We start from the raw sequence: 24,994 nt of genomic DNA, 5'->3' as shown, positions 1-24,994 counted from the left end.
TCGAACCATAGAGCGACTATGCTTAAATTATTTAGCTTGTTCTAAGCGCGCTAATGAAGTGCTAAGTTGGCTAAATATTTAATAGAGTTGGTATTAGTTGAATGTAATGTGCCGCCAGAGAGTGCCGTCATGATAGGGGATTCCATGCTTGACATGGAAATGGCGAAACGTGCGGGGGTTGATAGTATTGGTATTACCCATGGGGTGCATAACCAAGAACAGTTAAGTATGTTTCAGCCAGAAGCGATCGTGGGTTCTTTAGTCGAGCTACAATCGTTGTTGAGGTAAGTCACAAACGTAAAAAAGCACCCGAAGGTGCTTTTTTCTTTTAAATAGCTTTGGTGATATCGATAGCAAGCTTTAACTTTTGACCTGGTTGCAAATACTTTTTACGGCTTAAGTTATTCCAACGTTCAATTTCTTTAATGGTTACATTAAACTTGTTGGCGATTCGTGCAAAGGAGTCGCCTTTTCTTACCCGATACGTGATATTCCTCACAATAGCGTCACTTGAAGGTGTGGCAGCTGTAGTTACTTTTGATTTACGCCAAATAACTAATTTTTGCCCTATTCTGAGAGCGTCTCGTGGTGCCATACCATTCCATGCTGCAAGCTTACGGTAATTTACACCATACGCTCGGCTTAAGTCCCAGAAGGTGTCTCCTGATTTAACAATATGTGTTAACTTCTCTGAACCTCGGGGATAGTTTTGTTTTTTTGCGAGTCGTTGTTCACTTGATAAAATATATTTATCTAAAGATTTTGCGGCTACTGGGATTAAAAGGTGTTTACCTTCACGGATTTGTGTGCCTCGAATGTTATTAACTTGCTTGATCACGCCAATATCCGTGTTAAAACGGTTTGCAATGATACCAAGACTGTCACCTCGCTTTATTTTATAGCGCTGCCAAGCTAATCGCTCTTTTTTGGATAATTTATTTAACCCTGATTTAAAAGCAGATACCTTGTTATCAGGTAATACTAAATAATGTGGCCCTTTAGGATCTGTTGCCCAACGGTTAAACCCTGGGTTTAAATGTTGAAGCTCTTTTAATGTTAAATTAGCTAATTCTGCGGCTTTTGCTAAGTCAAGTTGTGAACCGATATCCACTACTGATATAACCGGTTTATCGGCAATTTTATAAAGGGATAGTTTAAACTCTTTAGGTCTTTTAACCAGATCAGCTAACGCTAATAGTTTTGGCACATAAGCCCGTGTCTCTCTGGGTAAATCGAGCGACCAAAAGTCGGTTGGTTTATTGCGTTTTTTGTTGTTTCTAATCGCACGCTGAACTCGGCCTTCACCAGAATTATATGCTGCTAAAGCATGCATCCAATTACCATCGAAGAATTTATGTAAATATTTTAAATATTTAATTGCGCCTTTTGTTGATGCAACGACATCACGTCTACCGTCGTACCACCAGTTTTGTTTCATGCCAAAACGTGTTCCCGTACCTGGGACAAATTGCCACATGCCAGAAGCTCTTCCGTGAGAATAGGCAAACGGATCGAATGCACTTTCTACAATGGGTAATAATGCGATATCCATGGGGATACCGGCTGCTTCAATTTCTTGCACAATAAAGTGCATAAATGGCTCTGCGCGCTTTGCTACTCGATCTAAATAGGCCTGATGTTTTGCGTACCAGTTTCTTTGCACAGTAACGCGTCTATTTTCGGGGACTTGAAAGACAAGTTGGTTACGAATTCTTTGCCAGATACCATCATCTAAAATGATGTTATCTTCTAAAGGAATGTCTACATCTTCAACTGGATGAATAACATCTGCTGTTTCATCTGCTAATAGTGCATGACTAACATCTACTGGAGATGCTATCTGCTGAGCTATATGCTCAGGTATTTGATTTTTCGGCGCTTGTTTCGTGCTGTTATCACTGATCGTTTGACAACCGGTTAAAATCACGAGTGCGGAAAGAGGAAAACTTAAATACTTCATGAAAGCCTTTTGGTTACGTAGTTGCTGTAAGTGTCACTTATTTCAAACTGTTATTCAATATAGATTTTGTTTAGAAGTTATCTTTCCAAGCTCTGATCGCGGTAAATACTGACAGTTCATCTTTATTTTGTATTTGACTATGTTCAACAGCGCTTTGTTGTACTTCTGGCTCATTGCACCGTAAAAAAGGATTTACTGCGAGTTCTTGTTTGATCGTCGAAGGAAGTGTAATTTGATTATTTTTTCTTAATTGAACAACCTTATTATAATAATTAACCAGTGCAAGATTACTTGGTTCAATGGTGAGTGCAAAATTAACATTCGCAAGGGTATATTCGTGTGTGCAATATACTGCAGTGTTTTCTGGCAGCGTGATTAATTTGTGCAGAGAATCTAACATTTGCGCGGGGGAGCCTTCAAATAATCGTCCACAACCAGCAGAAAACAACGTATCACCACAAAAAAGTTTTTTATTATCGTAATAAGCAACATGCTCAAGTGTATGGCCAGGCAAAGTCATCACAGTTAACGTTAATGAAAGTGAAGGTATTTCGATAATATCTGTATCTTCTACAAAGGTAGTTACACAAGGAATATCTTTATGTTTTGGACCAAAAATATCGATAGACCATTCTTTATTTATACAATATTGATTAAGTTCTGAAACGCCACCAACATGATCAGGATGATGGTGAGTGATAAGTATTGCGTCCAGTTGCAAATTATTCTTTTCAATGAAATCAATGCACACACTTGCATCGCCAGGGTCAACTAAAACGGCTTTTGAAAATCCTGGTACAAAGAGTGCCCATATATAATTATCTGTAAATGCTTTAATTGCGTTAACTTGTATGGATACTGGTTGTTGAAGTTGTGACATAATTCACCTTAGGTGGTAACATTCTGTGTTAATTGTATCGATTAATGATACTTAATAAAATATAGCGATGTGTTTTAACTTTTTTGATTGATTTTGGCGTGTTATGAAACCAGCTTTGTCGTTTAGACAACCACATTCTCCTTCATCTTGGGAAAAGCTTCCCAATGGCAAGTTGATTGTTGAGTCAATTGACACTATTTTAGCTCCTTGGTGGCCAAAATTTTTTGGTTATCATCTGCTGAAAATTGGTGCATTAAGTCACCATATCAATACCTCGGCTTCTACTATTCAACATCAAGTCACCATTTCAGAGCACAAACCGCATGCTGATATAAATGCAGAAATAGAAGACCTACCTTTATTAGAACATAGCGTTGATGTGTGTTTACTAAGTCATGTATTAGAATTTACCTTAGATCCACATCATGTGATCCGTGAAGCTAATCGCGTGCTTATACCAAATGGGTACCTTGTGATCACTGGCTATAACGCTTTTAGTCTTGCAGGGTTAAACAGTTTTGTACCATATCGTAGACAGCAGCCTCCATGGAATGAGCGATTTTTCACACCATTGAGAGTGAAAGATTGGCTGGACTTGATGGGCTACGAAATACTTGCTGATGAACGTTGTTTACACTCAATGTTAGCAAATAATGTGAGCCAACATTTAATGGCTCGGCAGTGGCGACAGTTTACTCAACGCTTTGTGCCTGGCTTAGGTTCTATCTATGTGATTGTGGCAAAAAAACGGGTGTTGCCATTAACACCCATCAAGCCTAAGTGGAAATTAAAACCTAAATTGGCACCGATCAACGTATCTTCGGTAGGCTCAAAAGTTAGACATACCAAAAAGAATATCAATAATTGAGAATTTATATGAAGTTAAATGAATTTGAACAATATCTAAATACTTTATTAAAGCCAGAGAAAATTAAAGATTATTGTCCTAATGGGCTGCAAATTGCTGGCACGAATACGGTTAACAAAGTGATCACAGGTGTTACAGCAACACAAGCATTAATCGAACGGGCAATTGAAGAAAAGGCAGATGCAATTTTGGTTCACCATGGATACTTTTGGAAAAACGAGTCTTATGTGATCAAAGGCATGAAGCATAAGCGGATAAAAGCATTATTAGTAAATGATATTAATTTGTTTGGTTATCATTTGCCACTTGATATTCACCCAGAGCTAGGTAATAACGCACAATTGGCAAAACTTTTTGGTATTGATATCACTGGCCCTTTGGAAACTGGAAACCCACAAAGTGTTTCATTACAAGGACGGCTCAATGCACCAACCAACGGAGAAGATTTTGCGAGACTAATCAGTGAAAAGCTTGAACGAAAATGCTTACATATAGCCCCAAATATCGATAAACCAATTTATACAGTTGCATGGTGTAGCGGTGGTGGACAAAACTTTATCGAATTAGCGGCAGAGCTTGGTATTGATGCATTCATTAGCGGTGAAATATCAGAACAAACCACCCATGTGGCCAGAGAAATGAATATCCATTATTTTGCAGCGGGCCATCATGCAACAGAACGTTATGGTGCGAAAGCGTTAGCAGAAAAAATAGCTACAGACCTTTCGCTTGATGCTATATTTATTGATATTGATAACCCCGCATAACGTTTATTTTTATAAAAGGTAAACTTAACAGGGCGTTTATGCGCCCTAAATTCCTCGTTACCCTGTAATAAATTGAACAATTCTACCCAACGTTTCGTACCATGCATTGGTACTCTGTTTCAAGCTTTCTGCTTGTGGAAGAAAATATGCCCATTTTTTTTCTTGATCTAATCCTTTCACCCAAGGACTCGCAGGGGCAGGTATAACAGCTACTCCTTGTTGTTTAAAGTACGCTACGCTGCGGGGCATATGATCAGCGTTTGTGACTAACACGACATTTTTACCTTTTACTCTTGGGGCAATTATTTCAGACTCTTCTTTAGTGTCTTTAGGAAAATTTTGCACAAATATCTTTTTGTTAGGCACACCCAAACTTATTAATGCATTTTTAACCATAACCGCATTGGGCGTAGGATCACTAAGCGCTGCCCCTGAGGTGATAAATTGTGCCTCAGGGTGCAAATGGTAAATTCTTAGACCTTCAACCATACGTTGCAGCGAACAAGCTTTTAATTGAGAGGTTGCTGGTAGCGATAGATCTGTTGTATGACCGCAGCCTAAAATAACAATAAAATCGACATTGCTGGTTTGTTTCGTGAAGGATTCATAATTCGCTTCAATAGGAGCCATTAATCGATCGCTTACCCAAGGTGTTGATAAGAAAATAAGCAGTATCGATGACAAAAATAGACAACGAAAGCTCCAACGTCGAGCACGATTAAAAAGCAATAATGCTAACAGCATTAATAAAACGACAATACTCATGGGCATCAGTAAAAAGCCGATTATTTTCTTTAGTAAAAACAGATCCATTTATATTCGCCTGTATGAAACATTTTTTGATAGTTAAGCAGAGGGATAATAACAATTAACCGGGTGAATTTGTATGCTAATTCACTTCGTTATTTTTTTCGCTTAATGTATTGTAATTTTAGTTTATTTAACGTTTAATAACGACGCCTCAAAATTAGACTATTTACTCGATTTTGAGGTTCCAGAAGAGGTGCGATAGCCAGGTAGTTAGTTTTAGGAACCACTATTCCAATGATAGCTAATGAGGGGGACTATCGCCGAGGACTTATTTTTGTGTGGAAAAATAATGTTCGGTTACTAAGGTTGAATCCTTAGGGCTGTCACCTCTGTTGTAAAACAGATGGGGTGGAGGGCTTCTGGCTGAAACGAATCGGTATTTTCACACGAATTTCTTCTCAGTCATGCTCTTCCTTAATAATAATCGCCAGCTCAATAGCAGATAGGGAGACCTTTTACATGTTAACGTTAAACTTTAGCCGTTTTTTTGATGTTGAGGTGTCGTCATGACATCAGTAACAGTAGCAAAATTTGGTGGAACAAGTGTCGCTGATTATCAAGCAATGCTTCGTTGTGCACATATCATAAAAAACAATTCAGACAATAAACTGGTTGTTGTCTCTGCAAGCGCAGGTGTCACAAACTATTTAGTGCGTTTATCACAGCCAAACGTACCTGTTGCTGAACAAAATGCAATCATCAAGAACATAGGCAATATCCAATATAATATTACTCAGCACCTTGATGTACACGATGATCTAAATCAACAAATTTCTGTTTTGTTAGAAGAGCTTGCTGCTTATGCTAGTGCAAATGCGTTAAACCATAGTGCGCGTATTTCCGATGCAATTTTATCATTTGGTGAACAAATGAGCTCAAGAATTTTTGCGCAAGTATTACAATCAGTAGGTTTACCCGGGCAGTATTTTGATGTTCGTCAAGTAATGAAAACGAATGACTTGTACGGAAAAGCGGTGGTAAATCTTGAAAAATTGAAAGCCAACGTTTCAACTTTTTTAGCCCCTAAGCTTGAGTCAAGTGTACTGGTTACTCAAGGATTTATTGGTCAAAATGATGCAGGTTACACCACAACGCTTGGAAGAGGTGGCTCTGATTATAGTGCTGCCTTGCTAGCAGAAGCACTTGAAGCTGATAATCTTGCCATTTGGACAGACGTTGAGGGTATTTTTACCACGGATCCGCGGATCACGGATCAAGCGAGATCTATCAAGGAAATTAGCTTTGGCGAAGCTGCGGAAATGGCGACCTTTGGTGCTAAAATTTTACACCCTGCTACCTTAATTCCTGCGATGCGTCAAAACATTCCGGTCTTTGTTGGTTCTAGTAAAGAACCCGAGAAAGGCGGAACACGCATACAGCAAACCGTTGCATCAAAACCTACCTATCGATCTATTGCCTTACGTCGTGAACAAACGCTTGTTACAGTGAAGAGCCCAGCTATGTTGCATGCCAGTGGCTTTTTAGCCAAAGTGTTTGCAGTATTAGCAAAGCATGAATTAAGTGTTGATTTGATCACTACCAGTGAAATTAGTGTTGCAATGACCTTTGATAATCCTACAGGTTCAACTCAAGCATTATTAAATTCAACGGTTGTTGAAGAGTTGGAACAATTATGTGAAGTGACCGTAGAGCATGGTTTGTCATTAGTTGCCGTGGTAGGTAACAATATCCATCAAACAAATGGAGTTGGAACCGATATCTTCAAAGCACTATCTGGTGTTAATGTACGAATGATTTGCCAAGGCGCAAGTGAACATAACCTGTGTTTTCTGGTTGATGAACAGCAAGCTAACCTAGCGGTAGAGCAACTGCATAAGAACTTGTTCACTTTTGCATGATAAAATCAGCGCCAAGTTTTGCACGGCGCTGATTTTTTATAAGCGTTATGCACTTATTTCATAAGGCAGAGGATCTGTTGTTTTATTTTCGCTAAATGCTTCTAAACGTTCTTGGCAAGCGCCACATTTCCCACAGGCTTTTTCTCGTCCGTTATAACAAGTCCATGTTTGGCTATAATCTAAACCCATTGATAATCCGTCGGTGAGAATATCTGTTTTTGTGACCGTTAAGTAAGGGCTATAAATTTCCACTGCTTCATAGTTTGCAATTTGACAGACATCATTCATTTTCTGTACAAACTCAGGACGGCAATCTGGATAGATTGCGTGGTCACCAGAGTGTGCACCGTAATAAACTTGGCTAGCCCCAACAGAAACGGCATAGCCAACGGCCATCGATAACAAAATCATATTGCGGTTAGGTACGACCGTTGACTTCATTGATTCTTCTTCGTAGTGGCCTTCTGGGATCTCAATATCATCGGTTAGTGAAGATCCCGCTAATAATTGGTTTATTGCCGATATATCAATTATTTTATGTTTAATGCCTAGTGTAGCGCAAACGCTTGCTGCGCAATCTAATTCTTTAACATGGCGTTGGCCATAATCAAACGATAGGGCAAATACTTGCTTACCATCATGAACCGCTTTATTTAATACAGTGAACGAATCCATGCCGCCAGAATAAATTACCACGACTTTGTTACTCATATTTTGTCTCACTAGGGTATAATAGAAATCTTGCGCATTTTACTTGAATTCGTTTAACCATTAAATAGGCAATCTGCAAAGCAATATGAGTGTTACGTATAAAATTAATGAATTATTTGAAACTATCCAAGGTGAAGGCAGTTTTACTGGCCAACCATCTATTTTTTTAAGGTTACAAGGGTGTCCTGTTGGCTGCTCTTGGTGTGACACTAAGCATACGTGGGATATTGACGTTGTTGATCAGGTAGATATTGACAATATGGTCAATAAACCACAAGAATCTGTCAGTTGGGCTAATTTAACAGAGCAAGAAATATTATCTGTTTTTAAAGAACAAGGTTTCAAAGCGCGTCATATTGTTATTACGGGCGGAGAGCCTTGTATGGTTGATTTAACGCCTCTATGTCATACACTAGAAGAACAGGGGTTTTCAACACAAATTGAAACCTCTGGTACGTTTGAAATTAAAACGACTGATGCTTGTTGGGTCACTGTTTCGCCTAAGATAAATATGAAAGGTGGCTATCCCGTGTTAAAAAGTGCATTGGAACGTGCTAATGAAATTAAACACCCTGTAGCAACAGAAACGCACGTGGATGATTTAAAACTATTGTTAAAAAAGAATAATATCACTGATAAACCTGTGTATTTACAGCCAATTAGCCAAAAAAAACGCGCTACTGAATTAGCCATTCAAACTTGCATCGAAAATAACTGGCGCTTATCCATTCAAGTGCACAAATATATTGGGATTGAATAAGCAATTTTTAAAGCTTAATCAATAATAGGTAATTCAATAGTTATCGTAACACCTGCGGGATTGTGATGATCACTAGCTTTTATAGTTCCTTGATGAAATTCACAAATTAGCCTGGCGATATATAGCCCTAGTCCTAAGTGTGGGCGCTTATCTTGCTCTGGTTCTTGACGATTTTCACGAATAGATACCATAGAATCAAATAATCGCTCAGCCATTGCTTGAGGAAGATGTTCACCATTATTGCTGACATAAAGGTAAAATTTTTGTTGTTTAATTGCGGTGCTAACGGTGATCTGCTGATCGATACTAAACTCAACCGCATTTGAAAACACTTTATCGAGCAATTGTGCAATATGTTCCGGTGAACCATTGATGTTGGCTGAATCAATAGTATTGTGAAAATTAATGTCATGTTGAGTATAAATTTGTTGATAGCCTTGTAAGCAGCCTTCTAATACTTTGATGATGTCGAACGTACTATAGTCTGTGTTTTTCAGCATTTGCGCTAAGTTTGTCGCTTCACTCATGTTGGTTAAGATCAAATTCAATCGGGTTAAACCGCCTTGTGCTCTTTCTACCGTTGTTGTTGTTGTTTCGGGTAATGGTTGCAGAGATAAATTCTCCAGTGATGTTCTCACGATCGCAATGGGTGTGCGCAATTCATGTGAAAGCCTAGATGACATGTTTTCAAGGTATTGATTGTATTGGTTTAATCGGCTAACCGCGGTTGAAAAACTGCGAGATAGGTCACCAATTTCGTCATTCGTTGTTGCAGCAGGCACTAAGGTTTTAATGCGCCCATGTTCGTCGATGGCTTGTTCCGCTTGATTTCTTAATGATCTGATACGATTCGTAATTCTGCTAGCAAAAAAGAAAAACGCTAAAATACCAAATAGCATGATGGCTAAAATGCTGGTAAATAGTTTTTCTAATGCTTGATTTCGAACCGTTCGAATACCATTATTAGTTTCTTCTACAATAACCGCGCCTTTAACTTGATTGTTAATATAAATAGGGTGAGCTGCTGTTAATATGACAGCTTTTTTATCTGCCGATAATCGCCATTGGCTTTCTGGAGTGCCAAGTAGCGCAGATTCGATATGTTCGCCAGTGAGATTTTGTGCATCATATAATTGGTCGACAAAATATTTAGGGGGTTGTGTCAGCAGTGTTTCAAATAAAGGAGTAAGCCACTTACTTATTTTGCTGTGCCATTCATTTTGGTCAGCTATCCCTGACGTTTTGTGCCAAAGGCCTTCTGCATTGGTTATATCACCAGCACGGGCAAGCACGCGATTATGTTGATCAACTACCCAAATACTTGACTGAGTATAACGCATGCCTTTAACAATACGCTCTATTTCTGGAGAGGGAACTAAGATGGTTCCTAGCGTGTCGGCACTGGTAGTATCAGCACTTGCAATCGTTGTTATTGTTTCACTAAAGGGTTGATCAACATCATGAACAGCAAAGGCTAGTGTGTCGCTAATATTATCTAATGGAATACGTAATTCTATATTGTAGCCTTGATTAGTGTTTAGCCATTTTCCTTGAATGAATGGTGCACGGCTTGGGTATTTCTCATTGGCTTTTAAATGAAAAGCATCTAACCATCCTGCGTTTTTATTACTGATCACATAACGTTGAAATTCACCGTTGGGGCTAATAAAAGCAAGCTCAACGCGATCGTTTAGTAATACACTAATCGCATTTTGATCGCGGAAAACGACCGTATCATCAACAACACTTAAATAAAAATAAAGGTATTTATCGTATTTTCCAACCGCTGCAGTGTAATTTAACGAAATATTATTCTCTTTGCTTTGATCATACAGTAAATTACTAGCCCCATAATAATGAGCTTTATTTAGGTAGTCAGGCCAATCAAAATGCTGGCCATCTAAATTGATGGGTTGTGATAAAGGGTAGCTATATAAGTCTTTGCCTTTTTCTACGCTGGGTAAAAAACTTGCTTGGTTATTAAAAAGATTCGGTCGTTCGTGTAATGCTGTTGCTAGCGCACGAGCTGTACCTAAAATGGTTTGCTCTTGGCCAAAACGTAAATACTTTTCCATTTCCCATACGTACTGATAACCAAACCAAGGAATCGTTACCAAAAAGCTTGATAGCAATAATAACTTGCTGCGTAAACCAAAACGTATTGCCATTAGTTGCTCACTGATGGTTTAGGTTCATTCCAACGATAACCCATACCGTAAACCGTTTCTATACAGTCAAAGTGAACATCAATTTGCATAAATTTTTTGCGAATACGCTTTATATGAGAGGTGATAGTACTATCGTCGACAAATATTTTAGAATCTTGCATCAGTTGTTGCCGATTTTTAACATGTCCTGGGGTTTTTACTAATGCGTGTACCATCCAAAATTCAGTGATAGTTAAATCAACATAACTATCTTGCCACTTTACGGTCATGCGTTGGCTATCTATTGTTAACTGACCAATCAATAAAAGGTGATCTTCTTTGGTGGGTTTATTTTGTACTTCTAATCGTCGAAAAATCGCTGCGATGCGTGCTGTTAAATGGGGTAAACTAATATCTTTTGTTAAATAATCATCAGCACCAATCCGTAACCCTGATACGGTATCAACATCGTTATCTCTGGCGGTTAAAAAGATAATAGGCAATGTTTCAGAAATGCTGCGAAGCCATTGGCATAGGGTAAAACCACCATCGTATTCTTGTTCTAATCCGATATCTAAAATAACAAGTTGTGGTAGTTTTATGTTAAATGCTTGAGTAGCGGTAGTTCTATTGGCATACGTTTGTACTTGGTAGCCTTGTGCTCTTAATACTTCTGCGTAATTTTCACGAATTGCCGCTTCATCTTCAACAATAGCTATATGCTTCAATATTGGCATCTCATCTCGTTCTTAATGTGTGCACTATATAAAACTTTTTCGGGAAAATCGCGAAAAATTGTTAATTGCCATATTGTTGCCACATTTGATCGCCACATTGCCATGTTAGCTACGCTTAATTGCCTGATTCTTTTGGTTAAATAACTTCTATCGAAAAGATACTTAATGACCCAAAACAGGAAATGCTAATGAAAACTCACAACACAGTAAAAAAGAATGCAGTCATCGCTTTAACACTTGGTGCTTTAATTGTTCCACAATCGTTTGCTGCTGAATCTAATGATGAAGTGAAATTATTAACTCATGAAGAAGAAAAACAAAATGTACATATTGGCTTTGGTTCAGGTGCTGTAATTGGCGCTATTGTGGCAGGGCCATTGGGTGCAATCGTTTCAAGTGCTGTTGGCGCTTTTGCAGCAAAGCATTATAACGCAAATGAACAGCGTGAGGGCTTAACGGTGAAATTGAACCAAACACAATCAAATTACCAACAGGCAATGAAAAACTATCAACAAAAATTGCAAGTAGCTGAGCAAGAGTATCAACAAGAGCTGATGGCAATGCAACAGCAGCAGCATAATGCTTCGCAACTTCAAGCGGAAAATTTATTAATGAGTATTCAATTCTCCACAGGTGAAAGCGCGTTAAAACCGCATTATAAAAGTCAAATTGATGCATTAGCGAAATTATTAGCAATGTCTCCGACAATTAAAGTGGATTTATCTGGTTATACAGACTTACAAGGCAGCGAAGCGCGTAACAAAGCACTGTCAATTGCTCGCGTAAATGCGGTGAAAAAAGCATTGATAGATCGAGGGATCGCAGCAGATAGAATTAATTTATTTGCTTTTGGTGAGCAGGCGCCTGTGGTAGCCAGTAATGAAAACCAGGTGAGTTTTTATGACCGCCGTGTAGTTATCAAGCTTCAACACTCAAACGATTCAAACACTAGCATTAAAACGGTCAGTAATTAAAGGAGGTGTAATGACAGTTTGATCAAGCCTAAACCAGAGTGCAATGCTCTGGTTTTTTTACTTGCTTGTGTTACGTTAATAAATTCAAAATCAAACGTAATGTGATAAGCAAATGATCAAATGCAATTTCTGTGGTGTTTTGAGTTGGGTAATAATTTGCTTAAGTGGCGGAGCATATAGCCATGATGTTTATGAACAGCATCAAAGCAAAAAACAATTTGTTATTGATAAGCATAAGATAGACAATCAAACCATCATTACTTATTTGGGTAATGAAGCGCTATTTATCGAATCAGGCAATGAGAAAATACTATTTGATCCATTCTTTAGCCATGACTTTGGTATTTATCAGCAAGTGCCAGAACATTTAATAACGGCAATTATGCAAAACAAGCCTCCTTTTAACGATATTAGCGCAATCTTTATAAGTCATGCGCATCGAGATCATTTTGACGCAGACATGATGATAAAGTATCTAGCTACTAACACAAATGTTTCACTTTTTGCTGCTAAGCAGGCGATAAAACACATTGAACAGCGAACTAATCAAACAGCAAATATTGAAGCTAAACAACTGCATTCTATTGATTTAACGCTTAACAGTAACCCATGGACATATAACGGAAAATACTTAACGGTTGATGCGGTGAGGATCCCACATGCTGGTTGGCCGGCAAGGGCAGATGTAGAAAACTTAGTGTTCAGAGTGACGTTTAATAATGGTAAAACCATTATGCATATGGGAGATGCAGACCCTGATATCCAACATTATATACCGTACAAATCACATTGGTCTAAAACACGTGTGAATGTGAACTTCCCACCTTATTGGTTTTTTATGTCTGCTCAAGGGCGAGATATTTTGTTTAATGTATTAAATGCTGATAAGCATATAGGCATTCATGTACCTAAAACCCCTCCGAAACGACTTGACGAATACACAAAAGATTATTTTTTAATTCCCAAGAGTAAGCATGTTATAAAGTAGCGACTATACTCACTAAACACACGGAAGTTACGGGAACCGCAAGAATGCGATGTTTTTACAGCGTGTTAATTATACTCGTGTTGCTTTTCAGCTCATCTGTTGCAGCAAATCAGAAAACTATGAATATTAGTATTTCAAATGACTCATCTGCTTTGCTTTGATATAAAAGTTATGTCTTGCACGCATACAATTCTTTAGACTTTCGAGTTGCCTTTATGGAGTTTCCATTAGATAGAGGGGTGATTGAAGCCAATAAAGGCAATATAGATGCATTAACAATGCGCACCCCTTTAGTAGAGCATGCTATCCCTGAATTTATTCGTGTACCCGTTAGACTAGCGGAAGGTAAACTAATGCTGATCTGCCAAATTGATGTTGTCTGTGATCCATCTATTGTTAATCAAAAAAGAAAAACTATAGGTACAGTCGCAGGAGTAAATGTTACTAAAGTATTTATGGCTGATAAAAAAGCGAATATTTATGAAATTGCCTCAGCGGGGAAAGTAGCTGAAATGTTTTCGCGTAAACGCCTTGATTATATATTAACAATTACATCAAATGACTTCGGGAGTTATGTGGATCTGCCTGAAAAACAATATCAAACAGCTGAGTTAATAACTATTGAAGGCTATCATTATTTACATATAAGACATCAAGCGTTGATGCCCGACATAGAGAAAGCATTAGCCTTAGCTATTGAAGATATAGGGCCGTATCCGAAAGGGTCGATCAGCAGGTAAGCTTTTTTACTTGCGTATATTGGGGCCTGTTGAACTTTCGCGTTAGTTAGAACAAAATTTAATCTCTAAAGTTGAACAGACCTTAGTTATTCAATAATTAACCTCGTTTATAAGGCGGTAAGGCATTGAGTAGATCTTGCCCATAGCGTTTAGTTTTTAACCGCTTGTCTAAAATGGTAATAATACCCGTGTCTTTTTCATTCCTTAACAATCTACCTGTCGCTTGTATTAACTTTTTGCTTGCTTCAGGAACACTAATTGACATAAAAGGGTTTCCACCTTTTGCGCTTACATATTCAGCGTGGGCCTCTTCTACTGGGCTTGTTGGTACAGAAAAGGGGAGTTTGGTGATGATTAAATTTGTAAGATATTTACCGGGCAGATCAAGCCCTTCTGAGAAGCTTTGTGTGCCAAAAACAATGCTGCTTTTATTGCTGTCACAGTACTTTTTGTGACTATCAATGATGTGTTGTCTTGATTGCTCGCCTTGAACCAAAATAGACAATTTATTTTTTTCACGCAGTGCTTTAGCGACAGTTTCCATCTGCCAGTAAGATGAGAATAACACTAATGTTGCCATATCTTGGGCAATCAGTTCTGGTAGCCTTCGAATTAATTCATCGGTAAAACGTTCATCACTTGGCTCGTATTCAGTATCAATTATTTTCAATTGTGCGCACTGTTGATAATCAAAAGGCGAGTCAACCTTTTGATACTGAGTACCATCAGTAATACCTAGGCCTACTTGTCGGCGGAAATGATCAAATGAATTTAACGCCATTATGGTTGCAGAGCAAAGTACAGCTCCTTCACATTTTGACCATAACTTATCTTCCAAGGTAAAGCCTACTTCAATGGGGGATGCTGCTAATAAGTAATCAAGTTTTTTATGTTCAGTTAATTCACACCAACGAGCAACCGGTGCTGCTTTCTCACTATCAACTTTTGCATACATAGCCCATAAGGCATGAAAGTTTTCTAGTCGTTGATTTAAAAAACCATATTCTGATAATAGAGGTTCGGCTAAATAACTTGCTACTTCACCGTCTTTTACCGCTTCCATTAACAGAAAATATAGTTTATTCGCGTGATTTAAACATTTTTTACTAAGCTCTTCTAAATCTTCTGCGGGTTGTTTTATAGCCTTAGGCAGCACACCGTGTTCAAAACGATAAACGGTATTGTCTTTGTCTGTAGAAAACTTAGTACGCTTATTAGGCGCAAAATAGATGCTTTTGTTAGCATCAATGAAGGTAAGAACTTTTTGTAAATCAGTGAGGAGATCTGTGCAGTCATCTGCTAGTTTTAATGACGGTGAAATAGCACTTTGCGATTTGATTAGCTTTGCCATTTTATCCGCTAACTCTTTAAGTTTATCTAGCCATTCTGTTGCACCTTTTAAAGCAATTGCAGCACTGGCGTGATCACGGGTTATTTTCGGTAGGTGGTGCGCTTCGTCAATAATATAATAAGTATCTTCTGGATCAGGTAAAATTTTACCTCCACCCATTTCAAGATCTGCCAAGAGCAAACTGTGGTTAATCACTAACACATCGCTGTTATCCATGGTTTCTCGTGCTTTATGAAACGGACAATGCGTATGATCAGCTACATTTCTTAAACAGCTGTATTTATCAGACTGAATAAGTTGCCAAATATGATGCGGAATAGGATCTGTCCATGAATCTCTATCACCTTGCCAGTGATTTTCCATTAAAGCTTTATGCAATTGTTTTAAAAGTGTTATGTCACGCTCAGAGGGTTTTTCAGCGAAGGTAAAACCGGGCTGTGGGGTGTCTTGCGCGCTTACTGCTGCGGTTAATTTTTGTCGGCATACATAGCGCTGTCGACCTTTTACCAGTGTGAATGAAAAATCAATGCCACTATGTTGCTTTAAAAAAGGTAAGTCTTTCTCCACTAGTTGTTCTTGCAATGCGACGGTTGCTGTTGAAATACACACTTTTTTGTCTTTCGCTTTAGCCAGTGGAATAGCGCCTAAGGAATACGCAAGTGATTTTCCTGTACCGGTACCTGCTTCTATCGCGATTATTTTACGATCTTTGCTGTATTCCCCTGCAAGCGTTTTTGCTATTTCTGCAATTAAAAAAGTTTGTTGTTTTCTAGGATTGAAGTTCTCTAGGTTTTCACCGAATGCTTTGTAAGCTGTTCGTATTGCTTGTTTTATATTATCGGAAAGCATAGAAAGCTTTAACTCCCTGAGACGGTTTATTCTAGCGTCAATTTAATTTACAATGCTGTATATATTACCAGTTCGCTGGTGCGATTGATAACACTTTAAGGATTTTATTTGCTGCAATCGTGTGAAACTATTAAAGGCTTTATTTTGACGAGGCAGGCTTACGACAGTCAAGCAGGTATCGTTTTATCTTACTGGGTAAAAAGCAAAGATGGCGTTAGTTGTATCAATATTTATGATGAACAGGCGTTATTTTTTATCGAAAATGAAAACGTTGATAAGTCTCTTGCTCTGCTAAAAGCGGCTGCAATAACGGTTAATAAAATTACTCCGTTAACATTAAAAACCTTTCAACAGCAACAAGTCACGGGGTTCTATTTTAATTCAATGCAGCACTTTTATCGTGCCCGTGAAGTGCTATTAAATCATGATATTAAACGTTATGAAGATGATATTAGGCCAGATGAACGGTATTTGATGGAACGCTTTATTACCGCCAATGTAGAGTTTATATGTCAATCATCAATTGATGAACAGTTAGGTAGTCCTCCTGTATTTACTGGTGTTAAAGCGAGGTCTTTAGTTGAAGGTAAATTACGTTTTCCAGTGTCGTTTTCAGTAGTTTCATTAGATATTGAATGCACGCTAAAAGGTGAATTATTTTCTATAGGTCTTTATTTAGAGTCTGATCAGCAAGAATCAGTGAAAACAATACTGATGATCGGTGAAAATACTGGTTGTTACTCTAATAAACTCTCTACAGATGAAGCGAATCATATCTATCCGCAGATTGTCTGGTGCGCAAATGAAAAGGCGTTACTTCAAGCACTTATCCGTTGGTTTCATGAATATGATCCCGATATTGTTATTGGTTGGAATGTTATTAACTTTGATTTTCAAATTTTACAACAACGATTCGACTTATATCGATTAACGTTTTCAATTGGACGAGATGGTAAACAACCACGATGGAGGAAAAATCGCGCAAGTGAGCAGCTTTTTATTGATATTAATGGTCGTGTGATCATAGACGGAATCGATTTACTAAGAACGGCAACGTATTCTTTTAGTAGCTTTTCATTAGATTCCGTGGCAACAGAGTTACTCGGTGTTGGAAAAAAAGTTGAAGATGTTGAAAATCGAGTGGCTGAAATCATTGATAATTTTCATCATGATAAATTAGCCTTAGCAGCCTACAACATGCAAGATTGTGCACTAGTGTTGCAGATATTTGAACATACTGACTTGTTATCGTTTGCTAAACTGCGTGCTGAATTAACTGGCTTATCAATTGACAGAATAGGGGGATCAGTTGCTGCATTTACCAACCTTTATTTACCTAAGTTACATCGAGCTGGTTATATTGCACCTAATTTAGGCGACGGAATGAAAGGGTTAGTGTCGCCGGGTGGCTTTGTGATGAATTCAATACCTGGACTGTATAAAAACGTATTGGTTCTCGATTTTAAAAGTTTGTATCCCAGTATTATTCGTACCTTTAACATTGATCCCATGGGGATGGTGGAAGGATTACTCGATATTGACCATAGTATAGAAGGTTTTGACGGTGCATATTTTTCCCGAGATAAACACTTTCTGCCCGATATTATTGAAGAGTTATGGTCTGAACGTGACAAAGCAAAAGCTGAACATAATGATGCACTTTCACAAGCGATCAAAATTATTATGAACTCCTTTTACGGTATATTAGGTTCAACCGGTTGCCGATTTTTTGACCCTCGACTCGCAAGTTCTATTACGAAACGTGGTCATGAATTACTAAAAACGACGAAACGTTGGATTGAACAGAGAGGGTTTCAAGTTATATATGGTGATACAGACTCTATTTTTGTCAGTGTACCAGATGATCTTGATCAAGCTGCTTGCAAAGTAAAAGGAGATGAACTTGCTGATTTGATTAATCAACGTTGGCAAGAAGAGCTAACTCGTAAATACAAGATTACCAGCCAATTAGAAATTGAATTTGAAACCCATTTTATTAAATTTTTTATGCCTACGATTAGAGGACAAGAAGTTGGCACTAAAAAGCGATATGCCGGCATTGTAAATAAAAAAGGTACTGAAAATATTATTTTTAAAGGGTTAGAAAGTGTACGCTCTGACTGGACTCCCCTTGCTAAACAGTTTCAAAAGTCGTTGTATAGTAAAGTGTTTAATGATAAACCCGTTATCGATTATGTTCGCAGTATTGTGCAACAAACCTTAAAAGGTGAGCTGGATCATCTATTGGTATATCGTAAACGTATTCGTCGAAAACTACACTTGTATGTCAAAAATGTGCCACCGCATATAAAAGCGGCACGTGCTGCCGATGAGATAAATAGTCAACAGGGTAGAGCGCTACGATTTCAAAATAAAGGTTGGGTTGAATATGTATTAACCACATCGGGGCCACAAGTTGTTGGCTACGTAAATGCACCAATGGATTATCAGTTGTATATTGATCGTCAATTAGCTGCTGTTGCTGATGCTATTTTGCCGTTTATCGGAGAATCTTTCGATCAAATAGTGGCTCCTCAGCAATCGCTATTTTGAATGTGTAACTTTTACAATAGATTGCTAATGATTAACTAATAACAGAACTAACTGAAAAATAACGTGCGTTTCAGTTCAATTACCAGTATGTTGTGTTTAGATGGCTAGATAGCTAAAAAGAAAAGTGAGTAATATGAAGAAACAGACCAAAATTATTAATGCGGGTCGAAGCAGTAAATGGACGCGTGGTGTAGTAAACCCACCCGTTGAGCGTGCTTCTACGGTAGTATTTGATTCAGTAAAGCAGATGAAGCAAGCCGCGGCTAATCGCGGTAATCAAACGTTATTCTACGGACGCCGAGGCACATCAACAGCGTTTGCTTTTCAAGATGCGATGATTGAGCTTGAAGGTGGAGCAGGTTGTGCACTTTATCCTTCGGGAACCGCGGCAATCACTAATGCTATACTTGCCTTTGTTTCAGCAGGTGACCACATTTTAATGGTTGATACTACGTATGAACCTACTCGTGACTTTTGTGAAAACGTATTAGCAAAGTTTGGTGTTGAAACAACCTATTATGATCCGTTAATTGGCGCTGGCATTGAATCACTTATAAAAGAAAATACTCGCTTAATATTCTTGGAATCACCTGGTTCAATCACTATGGAAATTCAAGACGTACCAAGTATTGCAAAAGTGGCTCATCAACATGATTGTATTGTTATGCTTGATAATACATGGTCTGCTGGCATATTTTTTGACCCATTTGCCCATGGTGTTGATATTTCTGTTCAAGCGGCTACCAAATATATTGTTGGTCACTCTGATGTGATGCTAGGCACTGCGGTAGCCAGTGAAGAATTTTGGCCTAAATTGCGTGAAAACAGTTATTTAATGGGGCAATGTACTTCGCCTGATGATTTATATTTAGCCTTACGGGGTATACGCACCTTAGGTGTTAGGTTAAAGCAACACCAAGAGAATGCATTAAAAGTAGCCCATTGGTTAGCTGCTCGTGAAGAAGTTGAGACGGTATTACACCCATCGTTTGAATCATGCCCTGGTCATGAATTCTTTAAACGTGATTTTACCGGTTCGAATGGTTTATTTTCATTTGTTTTAAACATTGGAGATACTGCCGCCATGAATGAGTTTTTAGATGGGATGCACCATTTTAAAATGGGCTTTTCATGGGGAGGATTTGAAAGCTTAATTCTAGCGAATAATGTTGAACGACTAAGAACTGCAACCAAAGTAGCCTATCAAAAACCTATTATTCGGCTGCATATTGGCTTAGAAGATCCTGATGATTTAATTGAAGATCTTGCCAACGGCTTTGAACGTTTAGCTGCATCGCTTAACGAGCGATAACGTTAAGGTAAGCATTTCACTTTAGATTATTAAAGAAAAATACAAAAAAAGGCCAAGTCATGACTTGGCCTTAATATTTCATCTTATCCCAACGCTTATATTAATATATTTAACGTTAGCGAGTGTAAATCTATTATTTAGAAAGCAGACGTGTCTGCGAATAAACCTACTTTCAAATCTTTAGCAGTGTAAATTTCTTTACCATCAACAGAAACACTTCCGTCAGCAATACCCATAAAGAGTTTGCGTTTAATAACGCGCTTTAGGTTAATTTTATAAGTGACTTTTTTAGCGGTAGGTAATATTTGACCGGTAAACTTCACTTCACCGACACCTAAAGCACGACCACGACCAGGACCACCTGACCAAGCAAGATGAAAACCAACAAGCTGCCACATTGCATCTAAACCTAAACAACCAGGCATTACAGGGTCACCTTTAAAGTGACAATCAAAAAACCAAAGGTCAGGAGTAATATCAAGTTCTGCGATGATTTCACCTTTACCGTACAAACCACCTTCATCTGTGATTAATTTGATACGATCCATCATTAACATGTTATCAGCAGGTAATTTACTATTCCCTTCACCGAAAAAGTCTGTTGTACCCGCTAAAACGAGCTCTTCTTTAGTATATGAGTTTTGTTGTGCCATTAGCTTTTCAATGTGTTGGTCTAAATTTCAAAGGCGCTACTTTAGCGAACACTTGTACACTAAACAACTCTGAACAGTTAAATTTTTTATTATTTGTTTGTTAAAAGGTGGTTCTACAGTTAAAATTCGGTAACGCATAACCGAATTTTGGTTAATATATATTAAGCTAACAAGTTGAATAAAATGAAAAAAGAGCCTTTATCTAACGCAGAGAAACAAAAGCGGTATCGCGAACGTCAAAAAGAGCGAGGAAAACAAGAAATACGTGGATACATGACGCAAGAAGCAAAAGAATGCTATCAGTTAATCACAGAACAAACAGGTTGGAATGATAGTATTATTATGAGTAATGCCATTCGTTTGACATATGCGGCATATAAAAATGGTCAAATTGCATTACTTAATAGCTGGCTGAAAAAAAATAATTTATAAACCACGTACTCGGCTATAATTGACCAATAAGTTAAATAAAATACGCTAGAGTGCTATTTTTTCCGTTGTGTTGGCTTGGCTTTCGCTATATTCTTAACGGGCTTTAAAATACGCAATTTTATTAATATGAGTAAGGTATTTGTCCTTTGATTAACGTTTTATTAGTAGATGATCACGAATTAGTACGCACAGGTATTAGAAGAATACTTGATGACGTAAAAGGTCTGAAGGTTGTAGGCGAGTGTCAAACAGGTGAAGAAGCTGTTGCTTTTTGTCGCAAGGATGAGCCAAACGTTGTGTTAATGGACATGAATATGCCTGGTATTGGTGGCTTAGAAGCGACAAAGAAAATAATTCGCTACGCACCAGATGTTAAAGTGATCGTGTTAACGGTGTATTGTGAAGACCCTATTCCTACAAAGGTGATGCAAATAGGTGCCGCAGGTTACTTAACGAAAGGCGCTGGCTCAGATGAAATGGTAAACGCTATTAGAGCAGTAAACAGTGGTCAACGATACCTCACACCAGCAATTGCGCAGCAAATGGCACTAAATCAGTTTAAATCACCTGATGAAAACCCGTTTAATGTATTATCTGAACGTGAACTTCAAATTATGCTGATGATCACTCGGGGTGAAAAAGTACCTGATATATCAGAACAATTAATTTTAAGTACTAAAACGATTAACAGCTATCGGTATCGTATGTTTGAAAAGTTAAATGTTAGTAATGACGTTGAACTTACTCACCTTGCTATTAGGCATGGAATGTTAAAAACCGAAACGCTTTAATTTGTTTTGTCTCAAGAACAACCAACCACATTTGAATATAAAGCCTTTCTGGCCTCGGTAACCGAGCAGCCAGGCGTTTACCGTATGTATGATGATAAACGTACGGTCATTTACGTTGGTAAAGCGAAACACCTTAAAAAACGCCTTTCAAGCTACTTTAGAAAAGACGTAGGCAGTAATAAAACGCGTGCTTTAGTTAAACAAATTTCAGCAATTGATGTAACCGTAACCAATACGGAAGCTGAAGCGTTAATTTTAGAAAATAATTACATTAAAAAGTACCTTCCTAAGTACAATATTTTATTAAGAGATGATAAATCTTATCCCTATTTGTTAATTACTGATCATAAACATCCAAAACTTGGATTGCACCGCGGTGGTAAAAAAGTAAAAGGAGACTACTTTGGCCCGTATCCAAGCGCGGGCGCAGTATGGGAAAGCTTACGTTTAATGCAGAAGTTGTTTCCTATACGTCAATGTGAAGATAGCTATTATCGTGCCCGTAGTCGACCTTGTTTACAATACCAATTAGGCAGGTGCTCCGCGCCATGTGTAGATAAAATTAGCGAGTCTGACTACCAAGAACAAGTGAATCTGGCAAAATTGTTCCTGCGAGGAAAAAGTTCTGATGTAATCGCAGATTTGGTAGATAAAATGGAACATGCAAGTGCTGAATTAGCATTTGAAAAAGCAGCGCGTTTTAGAGATCAAATTTCTACATTGAGAAAAGTACAGCAGCAACAATTTGTTAGTGGTATTGCGGCTGAATTGGATGTAATAGGCTATTATCGCCATCATTCTCAAGTGTGTATTCATTTACTATTTATTCGTGAACATAAAATTTTAGGCAGTAAAAGTTATTTTCCGACCGTACCTTCTGATACCGATGATCAAGAAGTTATTGAAGCGTTTATTCAACAACATTATTTTGGCAACTCATTAGAAACAGGTAACACACCTAAAGAAGTTGTGGTGCCTTTTAAAATAGAAAACAGTCAACATTTAGCTGAATTATTAACGCAACAAGCAGGGTTCGATGTGAAAATGTCTTACCGGGTTAAATCTGAACGTGCGCAATACATTAAGCTTGCAAACACTAATGCACAAATTGCTTTGCAAAGTAAAAATGCTCATAAAGAATCAATGCAAAGTCGATTTGATGCATTAAATGAAGTATTTGAAATGGGGAATGGAATTCAACGTATTGAATGTTTTGATATCAGTCATACCATGGGGCAACAAACTATTGCATCTAATGTAGTCTTCAATAGAGAAGGGCCGCTAAAAAGCGATTATCGTCGATACAATGTTGTTGGCATTACCCCAGGTGATGACTACGCTGCAATGGCTTTTGCTTTAAATAAACGCTATGGAAAACTGACTAACGAAGATAATTTACCAGATATTGTGTTTATTGATGGTGGTAAAGGTCAACTGGCTAAAGCAGAACAGTTTTTTGCTGAGCTCAATTTAAATAATACGCCTTTATTAGTTGGGGTTGCCAAAGGTGAGTCTAGAAAGCCAGGATTAGAAACACTTATATTAGCAGGTACGCATCAATTAATCTCTTTGCCTGGTACGTCACCCGCATTGCATCTAGTGCAGCATATTCGTGATGAATCACACCGATTTGCTATTGCAGGACATCGTGCTAAAAGACAAAAAGTCAGTAAAAAGTCTACATTAGAAACAATACCGGGTATAGGCGCTAAAAAACGGCAGGCATTATTGAAATTTCTTGGCGGCTTGCAAGAAGTACAGGCCGCGGATAAAAATACCTTAGCTAAAGTACCTGGGATCAGTAACTCACTTGCTGAAACTATTTATAATGCTTTACATGACAATTAACCCCAGTTGTGTAAAATGTCTGAAACGATTTTGTTCGTAGACTTTTGACAGCTACGTTAATCGATATACTAATGAGCCTAGAAGTAATATGTGGACCATCCCAAACCAAATTACATTATTTAGAATTACCTTAATTCCAGTTTTTATTATTGTTTTTTATTTACCTATCTCTTGGAGTCATTTTGGTGCGTTTGCTATTTTCTGGTTAGCGGCCGTAAGTGATGCACTTGATGGTTACTTAGCACGTAGGTTAAATCAATCATCGGCCTTTGGTGCATTTATAGACCCTGTGGCTGATAAGCTGATGGTTGCAGCGGCATTAATCATGATCGCGGCTGACTTTGAAGTATGGTACGTTGCAGTGCCTGCAATGATTATGATTTCCAGAGAAATATTTATTAGTGCCTTACGGGAGTTTATGTCTTCAAAAGGTAAACGAGATATTGTTGCCGTTTCTACTTTAGGCAAATATAAAACAGCCGCACAAATGCTGGGGGTGATGGGACTAATTTGGCAGCCTAATTATGATATACCGTTAATCTTATTTAATTTCCCGCATGAAATTTTAATGTTTGCAGCTTATGCCTTTTATTATATCGCGACGGTTCTTACTGTTATTACAATGGTGAGCTATTTTAAAGCTGCTTGGCCAGAGTTAAAGCATTAAAATAAACATAAATTTAGTAAAAAATCGACAGATCAGTCGGTTTTTAACCAGTTGAATTAAAATTGATATTAAATTGTTGACTCACATAATTTTCTATGTAGAATGCTCCTCCAGTTGACAGGGAGTCAGCAAATGAAGCGGCTGTAGCTTAATTGATAGCACATTGTTTTCAATGTGAATGTCACTAAGGTATAGAGAGTGAGTCTCGTTACTTGCTCACGCTACTCTTTAAATAGAGTGAACAATATGAAGCGGCTGTAGCTCAGTTGGTAGAGCATCACGTTGCCAACGTGAATGTCACGAGTTCGAGTCTCGTTAGCCGCTCCAATTTCTTACA

General features: G+C 38.0%; 21 protein-coding genes, 1 tRNA gene, 1 pseudogene and 1 riboswitch. Of the genes and pseudogenes, 15 read left to right on the top strand and 8 right to left on the bottom strand.

Annotated features, from left to right (window positions below; all coding sequences use genetic code 11):
- Positions 1–66 precede the first annotated feature (66 nt).
- Entirely contained in the window at positions 67–288 is a 222-nt protein-coding gene (locus tag BI291_RS07950) for an HAD family hydrolase (RefSeq protein ID WP_074498097.1), read from the top strand.
- 40 nt (positions 289–328) lie between these two features.
- Here the strand turns inward: BI291_RS07950 and BI291_RS07945 are convergent, their stop codons facing one another.
- Together BI291_RS07945 and gloB are read right to left on the bottom strand one after the other, a co-directional pair.
- The gene (locus BI291_RS07945; RefSeq protein WP_074498086.1) at positions 329–1,960 is read right to left on the bottom strand and encodes a LysM peptidoglycan-binding domain-containing protein; all 1,632 of its coding nucleotides are present in this window, start codon (positions 1,958–1,960) and stop codon (positions 329–331) included.
- Between the two features lie 70 nt (positions 1,961–2,030).
- The gene (gloB, locus tag BI291_RS07940; protein WP_074498082.1) at positions 2,031–2,840 is read right to left on the bottom strand and encodes a hydroxyacylglutathione hydrolase; all 810 of its coding nucleotides are present in this window, start codon (positions 2,838–2,840) and stop codon (positions 2,031–2,033) included.
- A gap of 103 nt (positions 2,841–2,943) precedes the next feature.
- On the opposite strand from gloB, the gene BI291_RS07935 reads away from it, so the two are divergent.
- Together BI291_RS07935 and BI291_RS07930 are read left to right on the top strand one after the other, a co-directional pair.
- Positions 2,944–3,708 carry a class I SAM-dependent methyltransferase gene (locus BI291_RS07935; RefSeq protein WP_074498079.1) on the top strand — a complete coding sequence of 255 codons (765 nt, stop codon included), beginning with the start codon at positions 2,944–2,946 and terminating at the stop codon, positions 3,706–3,708.
- Between the two features lie 8 nt (positions 3,709–3,716).
- Complete coding sequence (locus BI291_RS07930; protein WP_074498077.1) at positions 3,717–4,475, top strand: Nif3-like dinuclear metal center hexameric protein; 759 nt, start codon at positions 3,717–3,719, stop codon at positions 4,473–4,475.
- A 57-nt stretch (positions 4,476–4,532) separates the two neighbouring features.
- Here the strand turns inward: BI291_RS07930 and BI291_RS07925 are convergent, their stop codons facing one another.
- On the bottom strand, positions 4,533–5,288 hold the full coding sequence (locus BI291_RS07925; RefSeq protein WP_083601960.1) for an ElyC/SanA/YdcF family protein: 756 nt from the start codon (positions 5,286–5,288) through the stop codon (positions 4,533–4,535).
- A 177-nt stretch (positions 5,289–5,465) separates the two neighbouring features.
- Positions 5,466–5,652: riboswitch (Lysine riboswitch) on the top strand.
- Between the two features lie 139 nt (positions 5,653–5,791).
- On the opposite strand from BI291_RS07925, the gene lysC reads away from it, so the two are divergent.
- The gene (lysC, locus tag BI291_RS07920; protein ID WP_074498075.1) at positions 5,792–7,144 is read left to right on the top strand and encodes a lysine-sensitive aspartokinase 3; all 1,353 of its coding nucleotides are present in this window, start codon (positions 5,792–5,794) and stop codon (positions 7,142–7,144) included.
- A 45-nt stretch (positions 7,145–7,189) separates the two neighbouring features.
- Here lysC and queC read toward each other — a convergent pair.
- Positions 7,190–7,873, bottom strand: a pseudogene (gene queC / locus BI291_RS07915) (7-cyano-7-deazaguanine synthase QueC); the annotation flags it as partial.
- A gap of 67 nt (positions 7,874–7,940) precedes the next feature.
- On the opposite strand from queC, the gene queE reads away from it, so the two are divergent.
- Positions 7,941–8,615 carry a 7-carboxy-7-deazaguanine synthase QueE gene (gene queE, locus BI291_RS07910; protein WP_074498070.1) on the top strand — a complete coding sequence of 225 codons (675 nt, stop codon included), beginning with the start codon at positions 7,941–7,943 and terminating at the stop codon, positions 8,613–8,615.
- Positions 8,616–8,629: 14 nt separating this feature from the next.
- Here queE and pdsS read toward each other — a convergent pair whose 3' ends face one another.
- Entirely contained in the window at positions 8,630–10,783 is a 2,154-nt protein-coding gene (gene pdsS, locus BI291_RS07905) for a proteobacterial dedicated sortase system histidine kinase (RefSeq protein ID WP_074498067.1), read from the bottom strand.
- Positions 10,783–11,490 carry a proteobacterial dedicated sortase system response regulator gene (gene pdsR, locus BI291_RS07900; RefSeq protein ID WP_074498102.1) on the bottom strand — a complete coding sequence of 236 codons (708 nt, stop codon included), beginning with the start codon at positions 11,488–11,490 and terminating at the stop codon, positions 10,783–10,785. Before pdsR ends, pdsS begins: the two co-directional genes overlap by 1 nt.
- A gap of 197 nt (positions 11,491–11,687) precedes the next feature.
- Between pdsR and pdsO the strand changes: the two genes are divergently transcribed.
- From pdsO to BI291_RS07885, 3 genes are all read left to right on the top strand, one after another.
- A complete protein-coding gene (gene pdsO / locus BI291_RS07895) occupies positions 11,688–12,473 on the top strand; it encodes a sortase-associated OmpA-like protein PdsO (protein ID WP_074498064.1) in 786 nt (261 codons plus the stop codon).
- 139 nt (positions 12,474–12,612) lie between these two features.
- The gene (locus BI291_RS07890; protein ID WP_175573092.1) at positions 12,613–13,461 is read left to right on the top strand and encodes an MBL fold metallo-hydrolase; all 849 of its coding nucleotides are present in this window, start codon (positions 12,613–12,615) and stop codon (positions 13,459–13,461) included.
- A gap of 215 nt (positions 13,462–13,676) precedes the next feature.
- Positions 13,677–14,201, top strand: a complete 525-nt coding sequence (locus tag BI291_RS07885; protein ID WP_074498059.1) for a hypothetical protein — start codon at positions 13,677–13,679, stop codon at positions 14,199–14,201.
- Positions 14,202–14,298: 97 nt separating this feature from the next.
- Here the strand turns inward: BI291_RS07885 and dinG are convergent, their stop codons facing one another.
- The gene (gene dinG / locus BI291_RS07880; protein ID WP_074498057.1) at positions 14,299–16,401 is read right to left on the bottom strand and encodes an ATP-dependent DNA helicase DinG; all 2,103 of its coding nucleotides are present in this window, start codon (positions 16,399–16,401) and stop codon (positions 14,299–14,301) included.
- A 108-nt stretch (positions 16,402–16,509) separates the two neighbouring features.
- Between dinG and BI291_RS07875 the strand changes: the two genes are divergently transcribed.
- Both BI291_RS07875 and BI291_RS07870 read left to right on the top strand, forming a co-directional pair.
- Positions 16,510–18,954: a DNA polymerase II gene (locus BI291_RS07875; RefSeq protein ID WP_139302584.1), complete on the top strand. Its 2,445-nt coding sequence runs from the start codon at positions 16,510–16,512 to the stop codon at positions 18,952–18,954.
- Positions 18,955–19,087: 133 nt separating this feature from the next.
- Positions 19,088–20,266 carry a cystathionine beta-lyase gene (locus tag BI291_RS07870; RefSeq protein WP_074498055.1) on the top strand — a complete coding sequence of 393 codons (1,179 nt, stop codon included), beginning with the start codon at positions 19,088–19,090 and terminating at the stop codon, positions 20,264–20,266.
- 137 nt (positions 20,267–20,403) lie between these two features.
- Here the strand turns inward: BI291_RS07870 and fabA are convergent, their stop codons facing one another.
- Positions 20,404–20,919: a bifunctional 3-hydroxydecanoyl-ACP dehydratase/trans-2-decenoyl-ACP isomerase gene (fabA, locus tag BI291_RS07865; RefSeq protein ID WP_074498053.1), complete on the bottom strand. Its 516-nt coding sequence runs from the start codon at positions 20,917–20,919 to the stop codon at positions 20,404–20,406.
- Between the two features lie 183 nt (positions 20,920–21,102).
- On the opposite strand from fabA, the gene BI291_RS07860 reads away from it, so the two are divergent.
- The 5 genes from BI291_RS07860 to BI291_RS07840 all read left to right on the top strand — a co-directional run bounded on the left by BI291_RS07860 (position 21,103) and on the right by BI291_RS07840 (position 24,984).
- A complete protein-coding gene (locus BI291_RS07860; RefSeq protein WP_074498051.1) occupies positions 21,103–21,351 on the top strand; it encodes a hypothetical protein in 249 nt (82 codons plus the stop codon).
- A gap of 146 nt (positions 21,352–21,497) precedes the next feature.
- On the top strand, positions 21,498–22,142 hold the full coding sequence (uvrY, locus tag BI291_RS07855; RefSeq protein ID WP_074498048.1) for a UvrY/SirA/GacA family response regulator transcription factor: 645 nt from the start codon (positions 21,498–21,500) through the stop codon (positions 22,140–22,142).
- 6 nt (positions 22,143–22,148) lie between these two features.
- Entirely contained in the window at positions 22,149–23,990 is a 1,842-nt protein-coding gene (gene uvrC, locus BI291_RS07850) for an excinuclease ABC subunit UvrC (RefSeq protein ID WP_074498045.1), read from the top strand.
- Between the two features lie 88 nt (positions 23,991–24,078).
- On the top strand, positions 24,079–24,657 hold the full coding sequence (gene pgsA / locus BI291_RS07845) for a CDP-diacylglycerol--glycerol-3-phosphate 3-phosphatidyltransferase (protein ID WP_074498042.1): 579 nt from the start codon (positions 24,079–24,081) through the stop codon (positions 24,655–24,657).
- 251 nt (positions 24,658–24,908) lie between these two features.
- Positions 24,909–24,984, top strand: a tRNA-Gly gene (locus tag BI291_RS07840).
- Positions 24,985–24,994: the final 10 nt, after the last annotated feature.

Source organism: Thalassotalea sp. PP2-459, assembly GCF_001913705.1.
Classification (GTDB): Bacteria; Pseudomonadota; Gammaproteobacteria; order Enterobacterales; family Alteromonadaceae; genus Thalassotalea_C; species Thalassotalea_C hakodatensis.
This window is presented reverse-complemented; position numbering and strand designations above follow the sequence as displayed.

What these genes read in the sequence shown, in the direction of transcription:
- gloB (WP_074498082.1), bottom strand. Translation starts at nt 2,840, where the DNA reads ATGTCACAACTTCAACAACCAGTATCCATACAAGTTAACGCAATTAAA.
- BI291_RS07945 (WP_074498086.1), bottom strand. Translation starts at nt 1,960, where the DNA reads ATGAAGTATTTAAGTTTTCCTCTTTCCGCACTCGTGATTTTAACCGGT.
- BI291_RS07860 (WP_074498051.1), top strand. Translation starts at nt 21,103, where the DNA reads ATGAAAAAAGAGCCTTTATCTAACGCAGAGAAACAAAAGCGGTATCGC.
- pdsO (WP_074498064.1), top strand. Translation starts at nt 11,688, where the DNA reads ATGAAAACTCACAACACAGTAAAAAAGAATGCAGTCATCGCTTTAACA.
- queE (WP_074498070.1), top strand. Translation starts at nt 7,941, where the DNA reads ATGAGTGTTACGTATAAAATTAATGAATTATTTGAAACTATCCAAGGT.
- lysC (WP_074498075.1), top strand. Translation starts at nt 5,792, where the DNA reads ATGACATCAGTAACAGTAGCAAAATTTGGTGGAACAAGTGTCGCTGAT.
- dinG (WP_074498057.1), bottom strand. Translation starts at nt 16,401, where the DNA reads ATGCTTTCCGATAATATAAAACAAGCAATACGAACAGCTTACAAAGCA.
- BI291_RS07870 (WP_074498055.1), top strand. Translation starts at nt 19,088, where the DNA reads ATGAAGAAACAGACCAAAATTATTAATGCGGGTCGAAGCAGTAAATGG.
- pdsS (WP_074498067.1), bottom strand. Translation starts at nt 10,783, where the DNA reads ATGGCAATACGTTTTGGTTTACGCAGCAAGTTATTATTGCTATCAAGC.
- BI291_RS07930 (WP_074498077.1), top strand. Translation starts at nt 3,717, where the DNA reads ATGAAGTTAAATGAATTTGAACAATATCTAAATACTTTATTAAAGCCA.
- BI291_RS07935 (WP_074498079.1), top strand. Translation starts at nt 2,944, where the DNA reads ATGAAACCAGCTTTGTCGTTTAGACAACCACATTCTCCTTCATCTTGG.
- BI291_RS07925 (WP_083601960.1), bottom strand. Translation starts at nt 5,288, where the DNA reads ATGGATCTGTTTTTACTAAAGAAAATAATCGGCTTTTTACTGATGCCC.
- fabA (WP_074498053.1), bottom strand. Translation starts at nt 20,919, where the DNA reads ATGGCACAACAAAACTCATATACTAAAGAAGAGCTCGTTTTAGCGGGT.
- pgsA (WP_074498042.1), top strand. Translation starts at nt 24,079, where the DNA reads ATGTGGACCATCCCAAACCAAATTACATTATTTAGAATTACCTTAATT.
- BI291_RS07885 (WP_074498059.1), top strand. Translation starts at nt 13,677, where the DNA reads ATGGAGTTTCCATTAGATAGAGGGGTGATTGAAGCCAATAAAGGCAAT.